General features: G+C 30.7%; 15 protein-coding genes. 11 read left to right on the forward strand and 4 right to left on the reverse strand.

What is annotated here, in order from left to right; genetic code table 11:
- Window position 1: 1 nt before the first annotated feature.
- The 4 genes from AC0UBM_RS17485 to AC0UBM_RS17500 all read right to left on the reverse strand — a co-directional run bounded on the left by AC0UBM_RS17485 (window position 2) and on the right by AC0UBM_RS17500 (window position 5,750).
- Complete coding sequence (locus AC0UBM_RS17485; RefSeq protein ID WP_475689500.1) at window positions 2–2,923, reverse strand: TonB-dependent receptor plug domain-containing protein; 2,922 nt, start codon at window positions 2,921–2,923, stop codon at window positions 2–4.
- A 198-nt stretch (window positions 2,924–3,121) separates the two neighbouring features.
- On the reverse strand, window positions 3,122–4,249 hold the full coding sequence (locus AC0UBM_RS17490; protein WP_475689501.1) for a FecR family protein: 1,128 nt from the start codon (window positions 4,247–4,249) through the stop codon (window positions 3,122–3,124).
- Between the two features lie 175 nt (window positions 4,250–4,424).
- Entirely contained in the window at window positions 4,425–4,985 is a 561-nt protein-coding gene (locus tag AC0UBM_RS17495; protein WP_475689502.1) for an RNA polymerase sigma-70 factor, read from the reverse strand.
- 378 nt (window positions 4,986–5,363) lie between these two features.
- Window positions 5,364–5,750, reverse strand: coding sequence for a hypothetical protein (locus AC0UBM_RS17500; RefSeq protein WP_475689503.1), 387 nt, complete (start codon window positions 5,748–5,750; stop codon window positions 5,364–5,366).
- 91 nt (window positions 5,751–5,841) lie between these two features.
- Between AC0UBM_RS17500 and xerA the strand changes: the two genes are divergently transcribed.
- The 11 genes from xerA (at window position 5,842) to AC0UBM_RS17555 (ending at window position 20,099) form a co-directional block, all read left to right on the forward strand.
- Window positions 5,842–6,972 (forward strand): site-specific tyrosine recombinase/integron integrase, encoded by a 1,131-nt coding sequence (xerA, locus tag AC0UBM_RS17505; protein ID WP_414034182.1) that lies wholly within the window; start codon window positions 5,842–5,844, stop codon window positions 6,970–6,972.
- A gap of 240 nt (window positions 6,973–7,212) precedes the next feature.
- Window positions 7,213–10,218 (forward strand): Eco57I restriction-modification methylase domain-containing protein, encoded by a 3,006-nt coding sequence (locus AC0UBM_RS17510; protein WP_475689504.1) that lies wholly within the window; start codon window positions 7,213–7,215, stop codon window positions 10,216–10,218.
- Between the two features lie 345 nt (window positions 10,219–10,563).
- Window positions 10,564–11,106, forward strand: a complete 543-nt coding sequence (locus AC0UBM_RS17515) for a DUF6368 family protein (RefSeq protein WP_475689505.1) — start codon at window positions 10,564–10,566, stop codon at window positions 11,104–11,106.
- Between the two features lie 944 nt (window positions 11,107–12,050).
- The gene (locus tag AC0UBM_RS17520; protein WP_475689506.1) at window positions 12,051–13,745 is read left to right on the forward strand and encodes a reverse transcriptase domain-containing protein; all 1,695 of its coding nucleotides are present in this window, start codon (window positions 12,051–12,053) and stop codon (window positions 13,743–13,745) included.
- A 153-nt stretch (window positions 13,746–13,898) separates the two neighbouring features.
- Complete coding sequence (locus AC0UBM_RS17525; protein ID WP_475689507.1) at window positions 13,899–14,588, forward strand: hypothetical protein; 690 nt, start codon at window positions 13,899–13,901, stop codon at window positions 14,586–14,588.
- 147 nt (window positions 14,589–14,735) lie between these two features.
- Complete coding sequence (locus AC0UBM_RS17530) at window positions 14,736–15,335, forward strand: hypothetical protein (protein WP_475689508.1); 600 nt, start codon at window positions 14,736–14,738, stop codon at window positions 15,333–15,335.
- A gap of 174 nt (window positions 15,336–15,509) precedes the next feature.
- The gene (locus AC0UBM_RS17535) at window positions 15,510–16,181 is read left to right on the forward strand and encodes a hypothetical protein (protein ID WP_475689509.1); all 672 of its coding nucleotides are present in this window, start codon (window positions 15,510–15,512) and stop codon (window positions 16,179–16,181) included.
- A gap of 109 nt (window positions 16,182–16,290) precedes the next feature.
- A complete protein-coding gene (locus AC0UBM_RS17540) occupies window positions 16,291–16,797 on the forward strand; it encodes a hypothetical protein (protein WP_475689510.1) in 507 nt (168 codons plus the stop codon).
- 240 nt (window positions 16,798–17,037) lie between these two features.
- Window positions 17,038–17,574, forward strand: a complete 537-nt coding sequence (locus AC0UBM_RS17545; RefSeq protein ID WP_475689511.1) for a hypothetical protein — start codon at window positions 17,038–17,040, stop codon at window positions 17,572–17,574.
- Window positions 17,575–18,946: 1,372 nt separating this feature from the next.
- Window positions 18,947–19,456 (forward strand): hypothetical protein, encoded by a 510-nt coding sequence (locus AC0UBM_RS17550; protein WP_475689512.1) that lies wholly within the window; start codon window positions 18,947–18,949, stop codon window positions 19,454–19,456.
- 178 nt (window positions 19,457–19,634) lie between these two features.
- Window positions 19,635–20,099, forward strand: a complete 465-nt coding sequence (locus AC0UBM_RS17555; RefSeq protein ID WP_475689513.1) for a hypothetical protein — start codon at window positions 19,635–19,637, stop codon at window positions 20,097–20,099.
- The last annotated feature ends 219 nt before the right edge of the window (window positions 20,100–20,318 follow it).

Raw genomic sequence — 20,318 nt, forward strand, 5'->3', positions numbered from 1 at the left:
GTTATTGATTTGATTTGTTATTAATTAATATGGTGACATTAAATCCTACTGATATTTTATTATTTAACGTTCTTCTACTTCCTAAATACTCGTATGTTGGATTGTGCCAAGGGGCATTATTAGCGAAAAAGCTAAAAGAATGTCCTTGCTTTGTTTCCTTACGTATTTGTAAATTAAAATTACTGTAGAACGGTGTTTCTTCCGTGGTGAATGTATTTTCGTCTTTCTTTAAATCTGCAAATTCTGGATCTGTTCTATTTTCAAATGGTATTTCGTTATAATTTCCATCGGTATCGTAATAAGCAAACGGATATAAGCTAGTACCTATATACTCTCGACTTTCTTTAAAATTCAATTCGGCAGACAGCGTTAATACAAATCTTAACGACGGAATATGCTGTATTAAAGTTAAGGTCCCGAAGCTTCTAATGGCTTTTGTTAACGCGTTATCGTAAACACCGTATCGTACCGAATTGTCGCCCACCACATAAGACGATTTATCTATGCTAAAACCACGATCTGTAACTACGGTTTCTAAATAGCTATATCTAAAATTAAACTCGGTGTTGGTTGCTTTTATTCTTTTCGGACTAATTGTAACTTCTACACCATCGGTAGATTCGTAATAGTTATTTTTCATAACATTTACGGTTCTAGGAATGTTATAGACTTCGCCTGTAGGCTGTACGTTTGGTTGCACGCCTTCTTCGGCACTAACCACTTCATAAATAGATTTAGGCAGTAATAACAATTCTTGTGTAGAATTTATACCGCGACGTAAATCCTTTTTAAAATACGTGAAATGCAGATTCATAAAATCTGGAGACCAGTCGAATCCTACTTCCTTTAAATCGGAATAATTAGGTTTTAAATGCTCGTTGGTAGGCTGATAAACATAGGTAGTTACTACAGCTAAACGCTCGGCCGGATTTTCGGCATAGTATTGAAAATTAATATAATCTATATACGATCGGCCTGGATATAATTGCACCATAGCCGGTGCTTTATAAGACACACCCCAAGCGGCTCTGGCGGTAAAATCGTTATGCTTAGTAGAAAAAGACATACGTGGCGACCATAAATTATAGCGCTCTAACATATTATCGTATCGAATTCCTAAATTAAGTTGTTGCTTTGAAGATGCTCCATACCTTTTAATAATGGTTTGGTGATAGGCAGAAAAAGTTTTAGAGGCTGGAATTTTTTCGAAAGTAGCCGATCTGCTCCCTGCAATATCCTGAGTGTGTGCAATATTCCCAGTAGCCACACGTCCGCTTCCCGTATTATCATCCAACGTATACTGTAACCCTGTTTCGAAACTAAAATCGAAGTCTTCTAAGTGTAAGTATTGAGAAGCATCTACCCTAGCATTAAAGTTTACAGGTCTTCCTTTAATATCTCTTGTCTGGTTAAATGCATTTGGCGTGTACGTGGTATTATACGTTCCGCTTTCTATGGCTTCAATAATTGGATAAGGCCCATTAAGTATATAACTATCGTAAAACGAATGCTGGTTAACCATGCTCCCGCTCAGGTTATAATTAATCTTTCCTAAAATAGCCGACGGGAAATCTCCAGAAAAGGTTAATTGATAAGAGGTGCTTTTTACATCTGCTTCATTTTTATACACCTCTTCGGGTTCGTGTCTATTTCCATCGTCTGAATGACCAATTCTTAACGCTGTAAAATGATTCCAATCTAAACCTTCGAAAACAGGAAGTTTCCAACGTAAACCTAGATTGAAACTTTTATAAAATAATTTTCGTTCTGTAGGTGACCCAGAAGAATACGCGAATGAAAAATCTGAGTTTAAAACCCCATAATCATTTAACTCATAACCTTTGGCTACAGATGTTTGATAGTTTGTAGACGATACATTTGCCGATACTATGTAAGGCGACTTCCCTACTTTACTTTTTACCAAGACACCTCCTGAAGATAAGTTTCCATATTTTGGAGAAGCGACACCCGCAATAACCTCTACAGATTCTACATTGGCCAAGGTTATATTTCTTAAATCCACACCACCAGCTACAACAGCTTTTCCGCCATCTAAAGACGAGGAGTTTTTGGTTTGCATATTGGCATCTGTACTAATTGCGGCACCATCTATAATAATGGCGGTCCCGAAGGCATTCGCATCTGAGGTTACAGCACTACGTATATTGGCTTGTTTAGGATTTGTTAGATTGACTTGCTCTGTTTTGTTACCAGGTAGTAAGCTTAGTACATCTGATAAATTCATGGCCTGAACCTGTTTAATAGCCTGACTTTCTATTTTATAAGTCGATGTTCCTTCCCTACTTTCTGTTTTCTTGGCCGTTACAACCACGGCATCTAAGCTTAATAAATCTTCTTTTAGAGTAATTGTAATATTAGATAAATCTGAAATTGAGGCTAGATCTATTTGTTCTGCTTTATACCCAATAAGACTTAATTTAATATGAAAATTTTCATGAGGCAATTCCATAGAAAACTCACCATCTATATTTGTAAATGTCCCGGTATTTAAATCTGCTATAATAATACTTACATCTGCTAAAGGTTGCTGATTCACATCGACCACCCGTCCTTTTATAACTACCTTATCATTTAAACGGGACCGTTTTTGGTCTACAGGTTTTTCTTTAATCAGGATGATGTTATTATCGGTAATTGTAATGTTTACATTTCCATTGGATAAGGCTAAATCTAAAAGTTTATCCACTTTAATAATCCCCTTTTTTAATTGCACTTTAGGAAAAGAAGCAAATAATTTTTCGGGGTAAATAAACATATAATCACTCGATTGTGCTCTAATAATTTTAAAGACTTCATCGACAGTTACGACTTTGTCTTCATCAATATTAATTTTAGCATTTTGGGAGCGTACATGGTTAGAACTAAACATTGTAGCACAAAACAAGAATATAAATATTCGCATAATACAGTTTAAGATACCTATCCTGAATACAGAAGAGGCACTAATTAATTTAAATTTCATTAATTTGTAAATTATTAGTTAATTAAACCTTTTTTAATTGATTGATATTGTATTACGGAGAGATGGTCTTGAGCTTGGCGGTTTAAACTATCTCTCCTTTTTTATGGTCACACTTCTGGTCTTGTAAAGACCTTAGCGTTATTTTATAATTACCGAATTCTTATTAATTTCAAAAGAATTTATAATGTCGGCAGATTGAAAAATGGTTAGGATACTTTCTATACTATAATTCTTTTTTAGCGACCCTATAAATTTCTGAGTTTCTAGATCTTTCTTCTCAAATGTAACATCGATATCATACCATCTAGAAAGCACCGTCATGATATCTTTAAGAGGTTTATTTTCAAAATTAAAAATACCTTCTTTCCATGCTATTTCATTATAAACATCTATATCTGTTATGGCTAATGCATTGGTTTCTATATTTAATTTAGATTGCTGGTTAGGTATTAAATTCTGTATGTGTTGTCCAGAGCGCACCATTACCTTCCCTTCTACCAGAGTTGTATATACATTAACCTCTTCCTTGTAGGCTTTAAGATTAAATTCTGTACCAATTACTTCTATAGTTTGTTGCTTATTTAAAACCTGAAACGTTGCTCCGTTATGTTTTGTGCTAGGAGATACATCAAAATATGCTTCGCCATACACCAGTTCTACAATACGTGGTTGTCCTTTTATAAAATGAACTGGATATTTTAATTCTGATTCCGAATTTAGCCAGACGTGGGTTCCATCGGCCAGGGTAACTTGGAATTGCCCTCCTCTTGGAATGGTTAAATAATTATAGGCAATTTCTTGTTGTGTAGTATGGGTACTATCTGTGTCCTGATAAACAAGTTCTTCTCCGTTGGTTACTACATTTTGGGCAGCGTACTTAACATCTTTTACAAGTGCTACGGTTTCGCCACTTTCTAATGTTAAAATGGCTTTATCTATACCAGGTTCAATTTGATTGTTTACAATTATAGGTGTATTAATATTTTCCCTTACACTATTATCTTTTAATACATATGTAGTAGTAAGTAAACCTAATACAACTGCGGCAGCCGCGGCATAATGCCAGTAATACGTTTTTTTAGGGACAACCAACTTCGATTTTAGAATGTTCCAATCGGCTTTGGCATCAATCTTCGATTTCAAATATAATCGAGATGCTATTGCAGATTCGTCTGTAAGTCTTTTATGAATATCTTCTTTTTCTTGTTCCGAAAATATATCTGAAGACTCCAATGCTTTTGGCTTTTCATCACTTAATAATGACATAGCAATCTGCTTTGCTAGTATTAAGATTCTATTAAACTTTATCATTAATTGTGTTACTATTTACACCTAAGACGACAAAATGTTACGAAAGGGTTAAAAAAAAATATTTTTATTTAACCAAGATGTAAAATATTAACATTTTAGACTGATTAATATGGAATAAAATAATCTGTTTTTAATTGTTAGTGTCGAAAACAAATGCCAATAAAACAAAGTAGTTTTTAAGCAGTGGTCTTAACCTTTTATAGGCGATTTTTTTCTGAGCTTTAACCGTATTTATGGAAATATTAAGATGTTGCGCAATTTCGGCATTTGAAAGGTCTTTTATACTTAACCTAATAATTTGAGCGCACTTATTGGGCAGTGTATTTATAGCGACTTCGATTTTAGATGAAGCTTCCTCGATTACCACTTCTTTTAAATAAAAAGAATCTTTACTTAAATTATCGATATCGACAACAGACATATGTTCTGTTGTTTTAAAGCGTTTGCTTTTTAAAAAATCTAATGATTTATTTTTAACCGAAGTATACAAATAAGATTTTACTGCAATCTCGCTTTTAAATTCAATTTTATCTTCCCAAATCTTTATAAACACATCTTGCACTATATCTTTTGCAACATCCAAATTATCGACATAATTTTCGGCAAAAAGACATAGCGAAGTATATAATGCATCAAAAACATCTTTATACGATTTTAGGGACAAAGTATGAATCTCTTTTGTCTTGTGCACTGCTATTTTAATTAAATTAGGGAATCAAATCTAAATAAAAAGTAAGCAATTTAAATATCTTACCTCATTTTTTATGCTTTGAGCATGTAAACAGGATTTTAAAAATCATTTATAAACAAAACAGTCGATTAATTTACTAATTCAATAACACGTTTGTAGGCCTTGGTCTTGGAATTATGAGCACAATTAAGACTTATAAATACTAATTATGTATACTTACCGTAGTTTCTGAAATGCCGATTGAAAAAACAAATTTATAATTGTAATTCTATATTTTAATTGGAGCTGTTTTGTAAATAAAACGGAATTACAGTAGGGATTGATTATAGTTAAATGAATTTGATTTGGCGAATACATTTTATTCTTAAAATACACCTGTTACTTCTCCATATATTCCTGCCACTTAATTAAAATATATTTCTCGACGGTATGCTCTACCTTTATTAAAAATCCGTATTCGTATACAAACAAATAAACATCGCCTTTAGTGTTTTTCCAGTAGTGTGTAAAGTAATTTGGATTAAAACCTTCTTCTATTAGTAGATCTTTTCTAATAATGGCTTTTCCTGATTTATTATAATTTTTTAATAGCCGTCGATTTTGTTTTAGTTGATTATCTACTTTATTATAAAATCGAGGTGCTTCTGTTAACGACTTTTTATAATGAAACGAACTTTTACAATGTATATCACAGAACCGTTTATCTGATCGCCCTAATAAAACCGCTCCACATGCCTTACATTTATTCTCTTCCTCGTTTTTCATAATTACCTATATATTAAACGAATACTACACGCTTAATATACGATTTAGAATTTGTTTTTAAGTAATTTTATTTCAAAACATTAGATAAATCATGGTATATAAATCCAATATCACGTTACATCATCTTTATATTAATCAGAAAAAGTACATTGGTTTAAAATTTTATTTCAACAAAGTGCTAAATGCATTAATTAAAGAATTGCCTGCCGTGTTATGGAGTGAAGAATTTAATATGCACTATATACCAAATACAAAACAAAACCTGGATAAGATATTTATTTTATTTAAAGGTGTTGCTTGGGTAAATTGCAAATATTTTTTCGAAATAAACAAGTCGAAGCAATTAGACGAAGCTCATAATTCTGAATGGATAAATAAACGAGAACACGCCCCAAATACTATTACGTGCCCCGACTCTTATATACAAAAGCTTAGAATAAAAAAGTACTCTAACAACACCGTAAAAACCTATGTTAATTGTTTTGAAAAATTTCTTAACCATTATAATACTCAAGATATTGATGCTTTAAATGAAATGGATATTAGAGCTTATATACAATGGGTAATGGATAAAAATTATTCTGATGCCTATGTAAATCAAGCCATTAATAGTATTAAATTTTATTATGAAATTGTTTTAGGAATGCCTAATAGGTTTTACGGTATAGAGCGACCAAGAAAGAAGAAAAAGTTACCAGTAGTTTTGGCTAAATCTGAGGTTATAAAACTCATTGAACACACTAATAATATTAAGCACCGTTGTATAATTAGTGTAATATATTCTGCCGGTTTAAGAAGAAGTGAGTTATTACATTTAAAGCTTAAAGATATTGAAAGCGAGCGCATGCTTATAAAGGTTTGCGACGCAAAAGGCGGAAAAGACAGATATTCCTTATTATCTAATAAAGTACTTGACGATCTAAGAATTTATTACAAGGCATACACACCCAAAGTTTATTTATTTGAAGGGCAAGAATCTCAAAAATATAGTGCAGCCAGCATTAGTAAAATTATTAAAAATGCGACGATAAAAGCGGGCATTAAAAAAAACATAACACCACACACCCTCAGACATAGCTTTGCCACTCATTTACTAGAGAACGGCACAGATTTAAGATATATACAATTGTTATTGGGACATAATTCTAGTAAAACCACAGAGATATACACTCACGTTGCAAAAAGTAGCTTTGAGGCTATTAAAAACCCAATGGACTTGTAAGCATTTATTTGCTATATTTGAAATAGATATAAAGGATATAAATACACCAGTGTATTTATCCCTACGTTGTAAGTAATGCGGAAATCGTGCTAAAATTGAACATTTGAACTAAAAAAGCCAACGCTCAAACAGCACATTTATTTTTTTGCCGACACGAAAGCCAACGCTGAAAAAATAAAAGAGCTGTTTCTTGCCAACGCTCGGAATAATATTAAATTTGAGAAAAAAGATTAAAATTTTATGAGCTTATTTCAGAACTCTGTTCTAAACAAATATTTAAAAGGATTGGAGTCCGAAAAAGTTACTCAAGCATACGAGCGATTTACAAGCCATTTCCACAATCCGACCATTCAAGAAAACATAAGAAATTCCAAAGAGGAACAATACCAAGGCGAATTTCTGATTGACCTTTTCGTGAATGTTTTGGGCTATACAAAAAACCCAACGCCTGACTTTAATCTGACAACGGAATTAAAAAACATAAAAGGCTCAAAAAAGACTGATGGAGCAATTCTAAAAGGCGAAAAAGCACTCGCAGTAATTGAGCTAAAAGGAACAAACACAACCGATTTAAGTAAAGTAGAAACCCAAGCATTTGGATATAAAAACAACCAACCTGGTTGTAATTATGTAATTACTTCCAACTTTGAGAAGTTGCGTTTTTATATCGACAACGCAGTAGATTTTGAGGAATTTAATCTATTTCAATTAACAAAAGAACGTTTTGAAATACTTTGGCTTTGCCTTTCGTCTGCATATCTTTTAAAAGATATTCCAAAAAAAATTAAGGATGAATCCTTAACGCAAGAGGAAAAAATAACAAAAGAACTTTACAAAGATTACGCATCTTTCAGAAATGAGGTTTTTGACAGCATTCAAAAGGAAAATCCTCAATACGACAAACTAACTTTATTCAAGAAAACACAGAAGTTACTTGACCGTTTTTTATTCATCTTCTTTGCAGAAGACAGATTATTACTTCCGCCAAATTCTATTCGTTCAATTGTAAACCAATGGACAGATTTAAAAGATAAATACGATGAGTATTTTCCTTTGTATGACCGATTTCGAAAATATTTCGGCTATATGAATACTGGACACAAAGGGCAACAACACGATATTTTCGCTTATAATGGAGGTTTATTTGCACCAGATGATGTTTTAGATAACATCAAAATAGACGATGACTTACTTCATAAACACACAGTTAAATTAAGTAATTACGATTTTGAGAGTGAAGTAAGTGTAAATATACTTGGACACATTTTTGAGCATTCATTAAATGATATTGATGAAATTCAGGCAGAAATTCAAGACGTTGAACCTGAAACCAAAAGAACTAAAAGAAAAAAAGATGGTGTATTTTACACACCCAAGTATATTACCAAGTTCATTGTAGATAATACAGTAGGTAAACTTTGTGAAGAAAAGAAATTAGAACTTGATATTCAAGAAGATGAATACGAGAAGGAACGTAAGGGAAGAAAAAAAGCTACGCTAAAAAAACTTACCCAAAAGTTAGAAGATTACAGGAAATGGCTTTTACAAATTACAATCTGTGACCCAGCTTGTGGTAGTGGTGCTTTCTTAAATCAATCGTTAGAGTTTTTGATTGCAGAACACAGCTATATTGATGAATTGCAAGCAAAACTTTTCGGAGATGCAATGATTTTAAGTGAAGTTGAAAATTCAATTTTGGAAAATAATATTTACGGTGTTGATATAAACGAGGAAAGTGTCGACATTGCAAAACTTTCATTGTGGTTAAGAACTGCACAAAAAGGAAGAAAACTAACCTCTTTAAATAACAATATAAAATGCGGTAATAGTCTTGTTGACGACAGAAATATTGCAAAAGACAAAGCCTTCAATTGGAAAAAACAATTTCCAGAAGTATTTGCAAAAGGCGGTTTTGATGTTATCATAGGTAATCCACCTTATGGAGCAAGCTTAAATGACTTGGAGAAGGAATATATCAGAAGTAAATACCAAACAATGGAAGGCGACTTTGATACATATATCTATTTTATGGAGTTAAGTCTTGACCTTATGAAAACTTCAGGAGAATGTGGTTTAATAATTCCTAATAATATTTTACTTCAAAAGTTTGGAAGAAAGTTAAGAGAGTTATTACTAAAAGAGACAACTATAAACACAATTATTGATGTTGGTTATGATGCGTTTGAAGATGCAGTTGTTCCAACAACTGTAATAACATATTCAATTAAGGTTACTCAAAAAAATAAAGTCAAATTTTTATTTAGACCAAAAAGAACTGATTTTGATATTCCCTTTGAAGAATGTAATCAAGATGAATTTATAGAAAATCAATTTTTTGCATTTAATATCCAAATAACACCAACTGAAAAGTCTCTAATGAAAAAAATGGAAAAACTTGGTGTTCCATTGAAAGAACTCTGCGAATTGAAAATTGGTATAGAGTGCAAACCTAATTATATTAATGAAGTTCCAATTAGTGAAATTAGTAAACCAATGGTAAGAGGTCGTAATTTTCATAAATATAGATTGGACTTTGAAAGCGACCCAAAATATGTAGAATATGATAAAAAACTACTACACAGAGCAAGAGAAGAAAGACTTTTTGACTGTCCTAAAAAAATAATTATTCGTCAAACTGGAGATAGAATTATCGGAACAATTGATACATCAAGACTATATGCTTGGAAAAGCGTCTTTGTAATAGTTCCAACGGACAAAAAAGTTAGTCTTGAATATCTTTTAGCTCTTTTAAATTCAAGCACAATTAACTTTTACTATCAAAAGATAGTCGGTGAACGTGGTCGAGCATTCGCACAAGTAAAAGGAGTTAATCTAAATCCAATTCCCTTAAAAATTGGAAACAAAAAAGAGCAAGAATTAATAAACGCAGAAGTAGATAGAGCACTAATTGCTGGAAACAAACTAAAAGAATCGGATAAAAGATTCAGAAACTATTTATTAAAATCAACATCAATTTTATTAACAAGAAAACTTGATAATTGGTTTGACTTGGATTTTTCGGATTTCATATCAGAATTGAACAAAGCATTCAAAAAAATTAAACGAGATTCTTTAACCAAAACAGAAGAAATGGAATGGTTAGAAATTTTTGAGAACAATAAAACTGAAACTAACGCTTTGAAAACAGAATTAAAAAATATCGAAAATAGAATTGATAATTTAGTTGCAGAATTATATGAATTGACAGAAAAAGAAATTGATTTAGTGGAAAATGCCAACGCTTAAAGCCATACACATTTGCAATTCGCATCAGCCAACGCTACGCCAAAAATCGCAAAAGAGTATGTCTTGCCAACGCACAATCAGAACTAAATAAGAAACATTGGAAAAACAAGCAGAACGTGAAAAGCACTACTTACAACAACGTGTATAAAACATAGCTAATATAGGCTTTCCGAGAGGTTTTTGTATATTTACAAAGTACGCCAAATTTTTTATTTGGTTATATTTAGAAAAGAAAATTAAACATAAAAATAAAAAATTCGGCTCGTGCTAAATCCGAAAAGTTAGCGTTTATTTATACGCTACATTTCATACACAAGACCGTTACCACACATTTGAAGAATCATTATGGGAGGATTTACAAATCTGATTTATTTTAAAGAATATCTATCTGTGGAATCGACTAATCGGATTAAAAAAACTATTGAATCCCACGGTAAATTTGAACTGGAAAGCGAGTTAGATTATGAATTAGAAGTTGAATACAACGAAGAAAAATACTCATTCCGAATTTATTACTCTGATGCTGATGATGACGAAGATTTTGACGCGGAATCAAAAGCGGAATTTTTAAAAAAGATTGGTTATGTTCCAAAATGTTACATTGGATTTATGGCTTGGACTAACGAAAAATATGGACATAAATTCATTTCGGAATTAATGTCAGAAATTTTAGAAATAGAAAGTGGTTTAGTTGACTTTTCTTCTGCAATTGACCCAGAGTTGACCGAAAATAAAGATAAAATAAAAAAATTCGTTACGGAAGTTGGTGGAAAAATAATTGAATTGGAATATAAAACTGGAAATGACCAAACTTGGTTCACGCATTTAGCCGATAAAGAGTTTTTAAGAAATTGGATAGGACACAAAAAATTCTACATTCCGAAATAAAAACGTGTGGTAACACCGTGTATAATTAATTGCTTTTTACGTGCTTACTTGCGAAAATTCCTGCGGAATTTTCTCGGGTTCGTAAAAGTTTGCTAACTTAGTTGCCTAACCACGCAACTAACCATACACAAACACGTTAGCTTTAATGCTGTAGCAAGTTTACGGTTTGAAAAAAAGCCTGGTTTATTTTTCGATTTTTTTTTTAGAATTTTAAGGTAGATAAATCAGAAAAACTGTGTGCGGAATTTTGAAAATTTTCGGAATTATCACTCAAACGTGGAATGAAATACAACAGCGGAATTCCTTACTCAAACTCTGAATTGAATTACGGTTGACTTTTTAGCTTGTTTGCGCAATCAGAACTGGAATAATAACGCTGGAATTACTCACTCAAACCTGAATTAAAAAACGGTCGGAATTTGAGCTAGTTTGTGAAATGAACTAAAAACAGAAATTTAAGAAATTGGATTAAAATGCTGTCCGAAAAACAAAAAACGGAATGAATTATAAAAGCACTAAAAGCTAACAACGTGTATAATTCATTACGGCGGAATTTCCTCTCGGAAATTCCATTCATTTTTGCTATCTTTCGTTCTTAATCGGAAAAATCCGCTGGATTTTCCCGTAACGAAATCATACACAAACACGTTAGGCAAAATATAACCAAAATCATCTAAAAAAACAGAAATACTATAGATACCAGAATATTGATTATGCATTACGATATCGAAATGTCAATTCTAAAGTGAGGATATAAATGAAGTTGCATCTTTTAGATTAATTTTAATTTTTTATATCTTTTAAATTCTTAATTTTTATAATACTTATATATTTATACTTTAATATATTTTGAATCATACTATAATATTTAAGATAATATCACTTTTAATTCTTTTTAATTTATTTATGATATATAACTTAACAAAGTTCATACACAAGAGAATATGTCTGGTATCTTTTTAGATGAAAACTCTCGAAAAAAAGTAATTCAAAAATTTAATGAAATGAATTCTGTAAATGAATTTGTTTCACTTTTAAATTTCATTGAAAAAAACAATGATAATTTAAAAGATAAAAATGCATTTAATTCGATAAATTCAAAACAGTTATTTCATATATCGAAGACAAAAGATAAAAGATATTTAGAGTTTAATATTCCCAAAAAAAATGGTGGAAAGCGAATAATTAAAACACCAGATGAAATATTAAAAAGAGTACAAAAACTAATCAATTATTTACTTCAACTAGTTTTCGAGCCATATGCACATTATAGTTCTAATGGATTTTTGTTTGGTAAAGGAATAATACGAAATGCTACGCCACATATAGGAAAAGAATATGTTTTAAACCTAGATTTAAAAGATTTCTTTCCCTCAATAAATTTTAGAAGAGTTAAAGTCGTTTTAGAATTAAACCCTTTTAATCTTAAAAACGAAAGAGAGCCAATTGCATTTATAATTGCAAATCTTTGTACGCATAAAGACCAACTACCTCAAGGAGCACCAACTTCACCAATTTTATCAAATATTGTTACTCAAAAATTAGATAGAAAACTTACTAAAATCAGTTTAAAGAAAAATATAAAATATACAAGATATGCAGATGATATTACTTTTTCAAGTAACAAAAATATTTTAAAACATATTTTCATTAAGCAAGTTTCTAAAATAATTAAAGAAGAAAACTTTATTGTAAACGAAGATAAAACTAGATTACATAAATCGACAGATAGACAACAAGTAACTGGTTTGATTGTAAATAAAAAGTTAAATATAAAACGTGAGTATCTTCAAAAGGTTAGAGCAATGCTTAATAATTGGGAAAAAGGAGGACTTGAATATGCAATCAAGGTCTTTAAAAAACATCAACCCACTGAAAAAGTAGATTATCCATTCAAAGAAGTTTTATTAGGTCATATTTCATTTATAAAACAAATTAAAGGGAATGACAATAACGTTTCAATTAAATTGACTGAAAAATTTAGTTTGTTAAATAATTTAATTGATTATAATTTCATAAAAAATGATGCCGTTAAGAAACGTTTAATTGAAGATAATCATAAAATGGAAAGATTTCTATTGACTGAAAACTTAACTGATAAAGATAAATTCATTTCATTCTGTACATCTGCTTTTCACCAAATTGAAAATTTAGTAAATTATTATTATTGGTCTAAATTTGATAATATTGAATTATTGCTAAATTATTTATTAATAAACAATCCTAACTTTAAAAGTCGATATAAAACAATAGAAAAAACAAAAGGATTTAAAAAAATAAGTGATTTAAACATTAATGTTCTTATTTATTTGTACGAAAAAGAATTTTACTTTGATAAGAAGAAATCCTATAAACAGGAATTAACTAAAATACGTGAAATCCGAAATGATGATTCACATAGATGCTCTGTAATAGATGTAGATAAAAAGGAAATAACAAAAGAGTTCAATAGATTAGAGCAAAAGAAAATAAATTTTAAAAAGAATAACAAAAATTTAGTTTACAGTAAAGTAGAAAATAAATTCTTGTTAAAATATGAAACTTATAAGTTTCTAGAAAAAAAGAATTACAAAGCTGTAAGAGAAATATTAAGACAAGTTTCTATAAACATAAAAAATACTTTGCCTAACAATGTATAAAATTAATTGCTTGGTTCTAGCCTACTTACGAAAATCCTCGCGGATTTTCTATTCGGTTTTTATTTGCTAAATTAGGTGCTTAAACCACGCAACTAATCTTATACGAGACCGTTGTAACCAATTTGAGAAAAACCTCAAAATCAAGAATAAAATATGAGTTTTAAGATATTTAAAAGAAAACCTTTACATCTTTATTCTGAACTAAAACCAATGGAAAGAATAACTAAACTATTTTTAGAGTTTACGTTTCCTTCGCTTGAAAAAAATGGTTTTAAATATCTTAAATCACAACAGGAATTTAAAAAGAGAAATGATTTTTTTCAATTCGTAATTCATTGGTATGGAAGAAAATATAATGACGGAAATTTAAGCGTAGAATTTGATATAGTTTTGCACGTTATTTCACCAAAATATAGAAAATGGGAAACAAAATTCTATAATCTTGAGAAGAATTGGGAGAGAGCTATAGATGGAACAAGGGTTGACTACATTGAAAACTGGAACAAAGAATTTTACTATTCAGGTTGGTACGACCTTGTGAAAGATGACAATGATAAAGTTATGAAAAGTATAAATAAAAACTTCGAAACATCTGGAAAAGAATTCTTCCAACATTACGAAACAATAGATTCTGCGATTAATAAATTAAAGGAAAATCCAATCAGACATTTTGAATCAATTATTGATTTTTATATAATTCAAGATAAATGGGAAAAAGCAAATGAATTTTTTGAGGAAAATAAGGAATGGTTTGAAGAACAAGAAAAACTTGAAGGAAACAATCCAAATTCACAGTTTTGTTTAAACCGAAAAGAACCATTTGAGTTAAGAAAGGAAAAATAAAAAACTGGTTACAACACCGTATATAATTTATTGCTGGCTTCTTGCCTACTTTCGAAAGTCCTCGCGGACTTTCTTGGTCAGTAAAAATTTACTAAATTAGTTGCTTAAAACACGCAACAAATCATATACAAACACGTTGCCCACAATATGAAAAAACCGTTAATAATGGGAATTTTAGCACTATTTGGAATTAGTTGCTCTCAAAAAAAGTCATCGGACGAAAATTCGATGCTTCTTTGGGAAGACGATTATTTAATGGTTGAAATAATGTCTTCTAAAAATTTAGAATATGCCCTAAAAGAAACTGGAAGAATATCGGAGTTTGCGGAAAAACATTCTGACGGAAATGGATTTTCAGAAATTACAGCGATTAAAGAAAAACCAATCGAAACTAAACAACTCGAAATTAACGAAAATGATTTTGTGGAATTATTAAACTCTGTCGGAATTAAAAAATACCCAAAACTGACTTATGCTGGAATTGGAGAACCACAGATTATAGAAAATTCTAAAACCAAAGCGTTTGGAAGTTACTCAAGTGCAATATTCTATGATGGAGAAAATAACAAAATAGAACATATTTGGTTTTCAACTTACGATTGGAAAAGCATACAAAAAACGAAAATCGCTGATGGATTAAATGCTATCGGAGAAGAATATGATATGATAATGGTAGATTTTGCAAGTGAAGAAGTAATTGACTTAAAAAAGAAATCGGAAATCGAAAAATATTTGAAAACGGAATAAAATACTGTGGGCAACACTGTATATAATTTATTGCTGGTTCTAGCCTACTTACGAAAATCCTCGCGGATTTTCTATTCGGTTTTTATTTGTTAACTTAGTTGCTTAATCACGCAACAAACCATATACAAACACGTTACACACAATTAGAAGAAAGAATTCACAGAATCATAAAAAATGGTTAAGTTAAAACGAAAGAAAACAAAATTGGCAACAAGCAAAAACCTAATAATTTTATTTGTCTTTTTCTATTCATGTAAAGCTTTAATATCCTTGGAGAAATACCAAGGGCTTTGGTTAGGTAATTTAAAAAATAATAAAATCGCCAATCATCAAATTGTAGAAATAAAAAACGACAGAATTTATTTATATGACTTAAACCAGATTATTGATTCTGCTCAAATAACTAAAAAAAATAAAATTGGGAATGATTCAGAACCAAATTTGGGCAGAATAGAATTGTTGAATGAAACTAAAGATATTCAAATAAATAGAAGTGATAAAGAGGAAAAGAAAACGAACTATCTGAGAAAAATAATCCCTACGAAATTACTATGCAAAAAGGAAATACTGGATAAAATAAATGAAGAAAAAATTGAATGGCATGTCGTTATAACCGAAGAAGGGAAATATTACTGTACAGGAAAAATAAAAGAAGTAAAAGACTTGAGCAAGTACGAATTTTCAAAAATTAAAATATTAAAAATTAATGAAACTTATTTCATAGCTAATCAATATAGAAGTGGAAAGAATATCGTAGCCCCTATTTTAAAAATACAGAATGATATATTTCAAGTATATGATAAATTCGAAGACGAAAATTTAGAAATTATATGGGGACAACCTTAAAAAAAGAAAACTGTGTGTAACAATGTGTATACGCTATCTCGCTAAATTTGCCTCGCACAGCCAATTCAAAATTTGCGAGACAACGTATACACCCACCGTTGTACAACATATGAGAAAAATATTTGTAATCATATTAACCTTAGTCGGGTTTTTAACATTTGGACAAGAAAATAACCTTGACCGAATTAATGACGAAGTGAATTCTATTGAATCGGATTCCACTCTTAAGGAAACTGAATTTGATTGGGTTGAACTGACTGGAATTGCGACAGATGGTGGCGGAGTTTTAAAAGTTTGGCGGAATGAAAAACTGATTCACAAAATAGTTGAAGAAATCGGACTTTCCTATGGCCGAATAAGAACAACTATCTATTTAAAAAACGAAAACCCAATTAAAATAATAGAAACCGAAGAAAATTTCGGACACAATAATGACGGATTGAATTACAAAGAGTTAAACGAAGTATATCGAGAAGTAGTTTATGTTATTGATTGGGAAAATGACAATGCCGAAATAAAACGAATAGGAAAAAGAAATATGAGCGAGGCAAGTTGCTCAATGTATGAGTTGGCTGAATCCTTAATGGAAAGAGCTAAAAAAGCAACCGAAAAATGATGAAAATACGTTGTACAACACTATATATAGCAAATTGGGCGATTAGTGTTTAACCAAAAGGTCATTATCTATTTGCAAAGTCACCAAATCTTTTGATTTGGTATTAAAGAGAAAAATTAAAACAAAATAAAAAGATTTGGCTTGTGGCTAAACCGAAAGTAATCGCTTATTTTCTGCCCAACTTGCCATATATTTAACGTTGTGTGCAATGCCCAAACAAACCGTAGAAAATTTAACTATTTGAAAAATAGAATATATAGAATAGGAAAAAATGCACTCGCGATTTGGGGAGGAATATCATTAATTGGAGTAATTCTGATTTTAGGTTATCTCGCCTACTCTACTTCAATCGGAAATAAAACTGTCGAAAACAAAGCGACAACATCTGACGTAAGATTCGTGCTGAATTGGTGCAAACTTGGAGACCAGAGAATTGAAAAAGTGCTGAACAGTTACGAATCTGGACGTTCATTCACAGGCGATTATCTTGACGCTTATGCAATTGAAATCTCAAATGTGACTGAAATGGAATTGCAAAATAGTAAAGGTTGGCATCGATTAGATAGTTTGCCAAAAGTATTAAACGATGCAGTGGAATTAGCAAATGGTTGGCAATATCAAATTCCTTGGTTTCCGAAAATGGAAGAACTGAACCCTGAAAGCGTTTATGTTTATCCTTGGAGTATATATTGTCACGGAACTGACCCAACTGGAACGGAATTAATTTTTGTAATACCAAAAGACAAAATGGTTTATTACATTGGAACTAAAATGTAAAAAGCACAGACACACAACAACGTGTATAATTAATTGCTTTTTACGTGCCTACTTGCGAAAATTCCTGCGGAATTTTCACGGGTTCGTAAATGTTTATTAACTTAGTTGCTTAACCACGCAACTAACCATACACAAAACCGTTGTACACCATTTGAGAAAAACATTTGTAATCATATTGACATTTATCGGATTTTTGTCATTTGGACAAGAAACGGAACTGAATTCGATTGAAAAAAGCGAGTTGGACAGTATTTATGTCAGTTCATTAAATAATAGGTTTGACCTTTTGCTTTCGAGCGGTTGGAAATATGTTGAACTTAATGAAAATGGACAACGGNCAAGAAACGGAACTGAATTCGATTGAAAAAAGCGAGTTGGACAGTATTTATGTCAGTTCATTAAATAATAGGTTTGACCTTTTGCTTTCGAGCGGTTGGAAATATGTTGAACTTAATGAAAATGGACAACGGATTTCTAAACTGAACGTATCTGACCGATATAAGTTTTTGACCAATGAGGAACTAATTGATTTGTCAATTAAAGAAAAAAAGACAATTCGGGTTTTGCGTCTGACTCACAAAATAATCGGAATTGATACAGTTGACGTGAATTTTGGAATTGTAAATGTTACTGGAAAGCGGAGAATTCATTTCAACAATGGACTGAAATTTAAAAGAGCGGATTTTGCATTAGATTGTGGCGGAACAAATGGCTATGTTCCAGATATGAGATTTGTGTTTGACCGCAAGAAAAATAATTGGGAATTAATTGATGGAAAGTATAAAATACCAGCTGAATAATATATGAGATATGTTATCAAAATTTGGTTATTTACAATAATCGTTTCGCCTCTTTTATTAGCATTAATATTAGGTGCTATTATAAATGATTCGAGTTTTACGAGTATATTAAATTCTTACGAAATAATATTTGTAATGATTATTGTAGGCTTTCTTTCGTCAATTCCTGCAATGGTAATATTTTGGTTAATTAAAAGGTTTTTGAAAAATAAATACTCAACCCTAAACGAGAAGATTTTATTATCCATTTATAGCTTTCTATCGGTTTGGATTACATTTTTCATCGTAGATAGCGGATTTATTACAAGATGGTCTGAACAGACAATTTGGGTTTTGATATATTCGCTAACAATAGTGATAGGAGTTTGGATTTTTAAAAACAATAATAAAGAAATAACTGAATAAAAAACGGTGTACAACAATGTGTATAATTCATTGCTAGTTATAGCCTACTTACGAAAGTCCTCGCGGACTTTCTATCTGTGATTTATTTGCTAACTTTAGTGCTTAAACACACAACGAAATCATACACTAGACCGTTGTATGCAATTTGAGAAACGTAAGTAATTGATATGAAAAGAGTAAAAATTTTATTGTGTTTTGCATTTATAACAATGATTATCGGAAATGCAAAAAGCCAAAATACAAATCAAATGAAAATGGATTCTCTAATTGAATCTTACAAGAATTTGACTGACAAAGAAAATGAGTATAATATTGAGTTTGTCGAAAATAAAAATACTCTGATTTTTAAATTTAAAACTCAAAACTCTGAAGAAATCGGATATAAAGTAATTCTGACTGACATTCATCCTCAAGGAATATTCCGTTTTGAATCGGACAATAAAACCTTTATAAGAATTTTATCAATCGATAATGGACATCGATTTATCAAAGAAAAATTCAGAAACGGATTTAGAGTTTCTAATACGACAAACGTCATTGACATTGGACTTCCAAAAATTGTGGATTTAGAAAAAACCGACAAAGTTATTAGAGACTTAAAAAGTGTTTTGGAAAAACCAGTAACGGAATCTGACGAAATTCAAATTGTTGGACCGAAATCAAAAAATGGAAATTAAAAAAACTGCATACAACACCGTGTAAAAAACATTGCTTATTTTAGTTAAGCCGTTTGGTAGTTGCTTTGTTTGCTAGCTTCTGATTTTCCTTCAGAAAATCCTCGTACTCAAACACGCAACGTTCCTTACACATAAACGTTGTGCAACATATCCAAGCGAACTATGAAAACCATTTAAAATGAATAAAATAAAAATCCTCATAATATTATTATTTGGAATTATTGGTTGTGAAAAAACGGATTCCGATGATATTGAAAAAAGGATTGCGGAAAAAATAGCAAAACACATAATTGAAAAAGACTCTTTAAATATGTATAAATATTCTGGAGAAGTTTTATTGCATATTAAATCGGAGAAATTAAACGAAGGAAACTATAAAACATACGTCTCATTTAATGGTTTGAAATCAAAATCGACTGAATTTAAAACTGAAAAACTGAATATAAACGGATTTGAAACTATTATATATTATTCCGAATCAAAAACTGATTTGAGTTTGCCTAACTCATTTTTTGTGCCTGATGCTAAAAGTTGGAACTTCTTGTCTGAAATTATGGACAATCATATAACCCTAAATCAACTAAATCTTATAATAACAGTAGATGAAACCGGAATTGAAGATCTAAATATAATTGACTTTTAAATAAAAAATACGTTGCACAACACCGTGTATAATTAATTGCTTTGGCAAGTGCTTATTTGGAAAATTCCTTCGGAATTTTCTCAGGTTCGTATTTGTTTATTAAATTAGTTGCTTAACCACGCAACTAACCAAGAACTGTGTTAAAAAGCAAGTAATTATTAGTTTGTTTTCACTAAAATACTTCTATAGTTCTTATCATAAATCAATCCTGATTTTGCA

Source organism: Formosa sp. F44 (assembly GCF_056238645.1).

Bases quoted from the DNA above. Each gene is read 5' to 3' on its own strand.
- AC0UBM_RS17530 (WP_475689508.1), top strand. From the start codon at position 14,736: ATGAAAAAACCGTTAATAATGGGAATTTTAGCACTATTTGGAATTAGT.
- AC0UBM_RS17540 (WP_475689510.1), top strand. From the start codon at position 16,291: ATGAGAAAAATATTTGTAATCATATTAACCTTAGTCGGGTTTTTAACA.
- AC0UBM_RS17550 (WP_475689512.1), top strand. From the start codon at position 18,947: ATGAAAAGAGTAAAAATTTTATTGTGTTTTGCATTTATAACAATGATT.
- AC0UBM_RS17485 (WP_475689500.1), bottom strand. From the start codon at position 2,923: ATGCGAATATTTATATTCTTGTTTTGTGCTACAATGTTTAGTTCTAAC.
- AC0UBM_RS17515 (WP_475689505.1), top strand. From the start codon at position 10,564: ATGGGAGGATTTACAAATCTGATTTATTTTAAAGAATATCTATCTGTG.
- AC0UBM_RS17490 (WP_475689501.1), bottom strand. From the start codon at position 4,249: ATGTCATTATTAAGTGATGAAAAGCCAAAAGCATTGGAGTCTTCAGAT.
- AC0UBM_RS17500 (WP_475689503.1), bottom strand. From the start codon at position 5,750: ATGAAAAACGAGGAAGAGAATAAATGTAAGGCATGTGGAGCGGTTTTA.
- AC0UBM_RS17535 (WP_475689509.1), top strand. From the start codon at position 15,510: ATGGTTAAGTTAAAACGAAAGAAAACAAAATTGGCAACAAGCAAAAAC.
- xerA (WP_414034182.1), top strand. From the start codon at position 5,842: ATGGTATATAAATCCAATATCACGTTACATCATCTTTATATTAATCAG.
- AC0UBM_RS17555 (WP_475689513.1), top strand. From the start codon at position 19,635: ATGAATAAAATAAAAATCCTCATAATATTATTATTTGGAATTATTGGT.
- AC0UBM_RS17525 (WP_475689507.1), top strand. From the start codon at position 13,899: ATGAGTTTTAAGATATTTAAAAGAAAACCTTTACATCTTTATTCTGAA.
- AC0UBM_RS17510 (WP_475689504.1), top strand. From the start codon at position 7,213: ATGAGCTTATTTCAGAACTCTGTTCTAAACAAATATTTAAAAGGATTG.
- AC0UBM_RS17520 (WP_475689506.1), top strand. From the start codon at position 12,051: ATGTCTGGTATCTTTTTAGATGAAAACTCTCGAAAAAAAGTAATTCAA.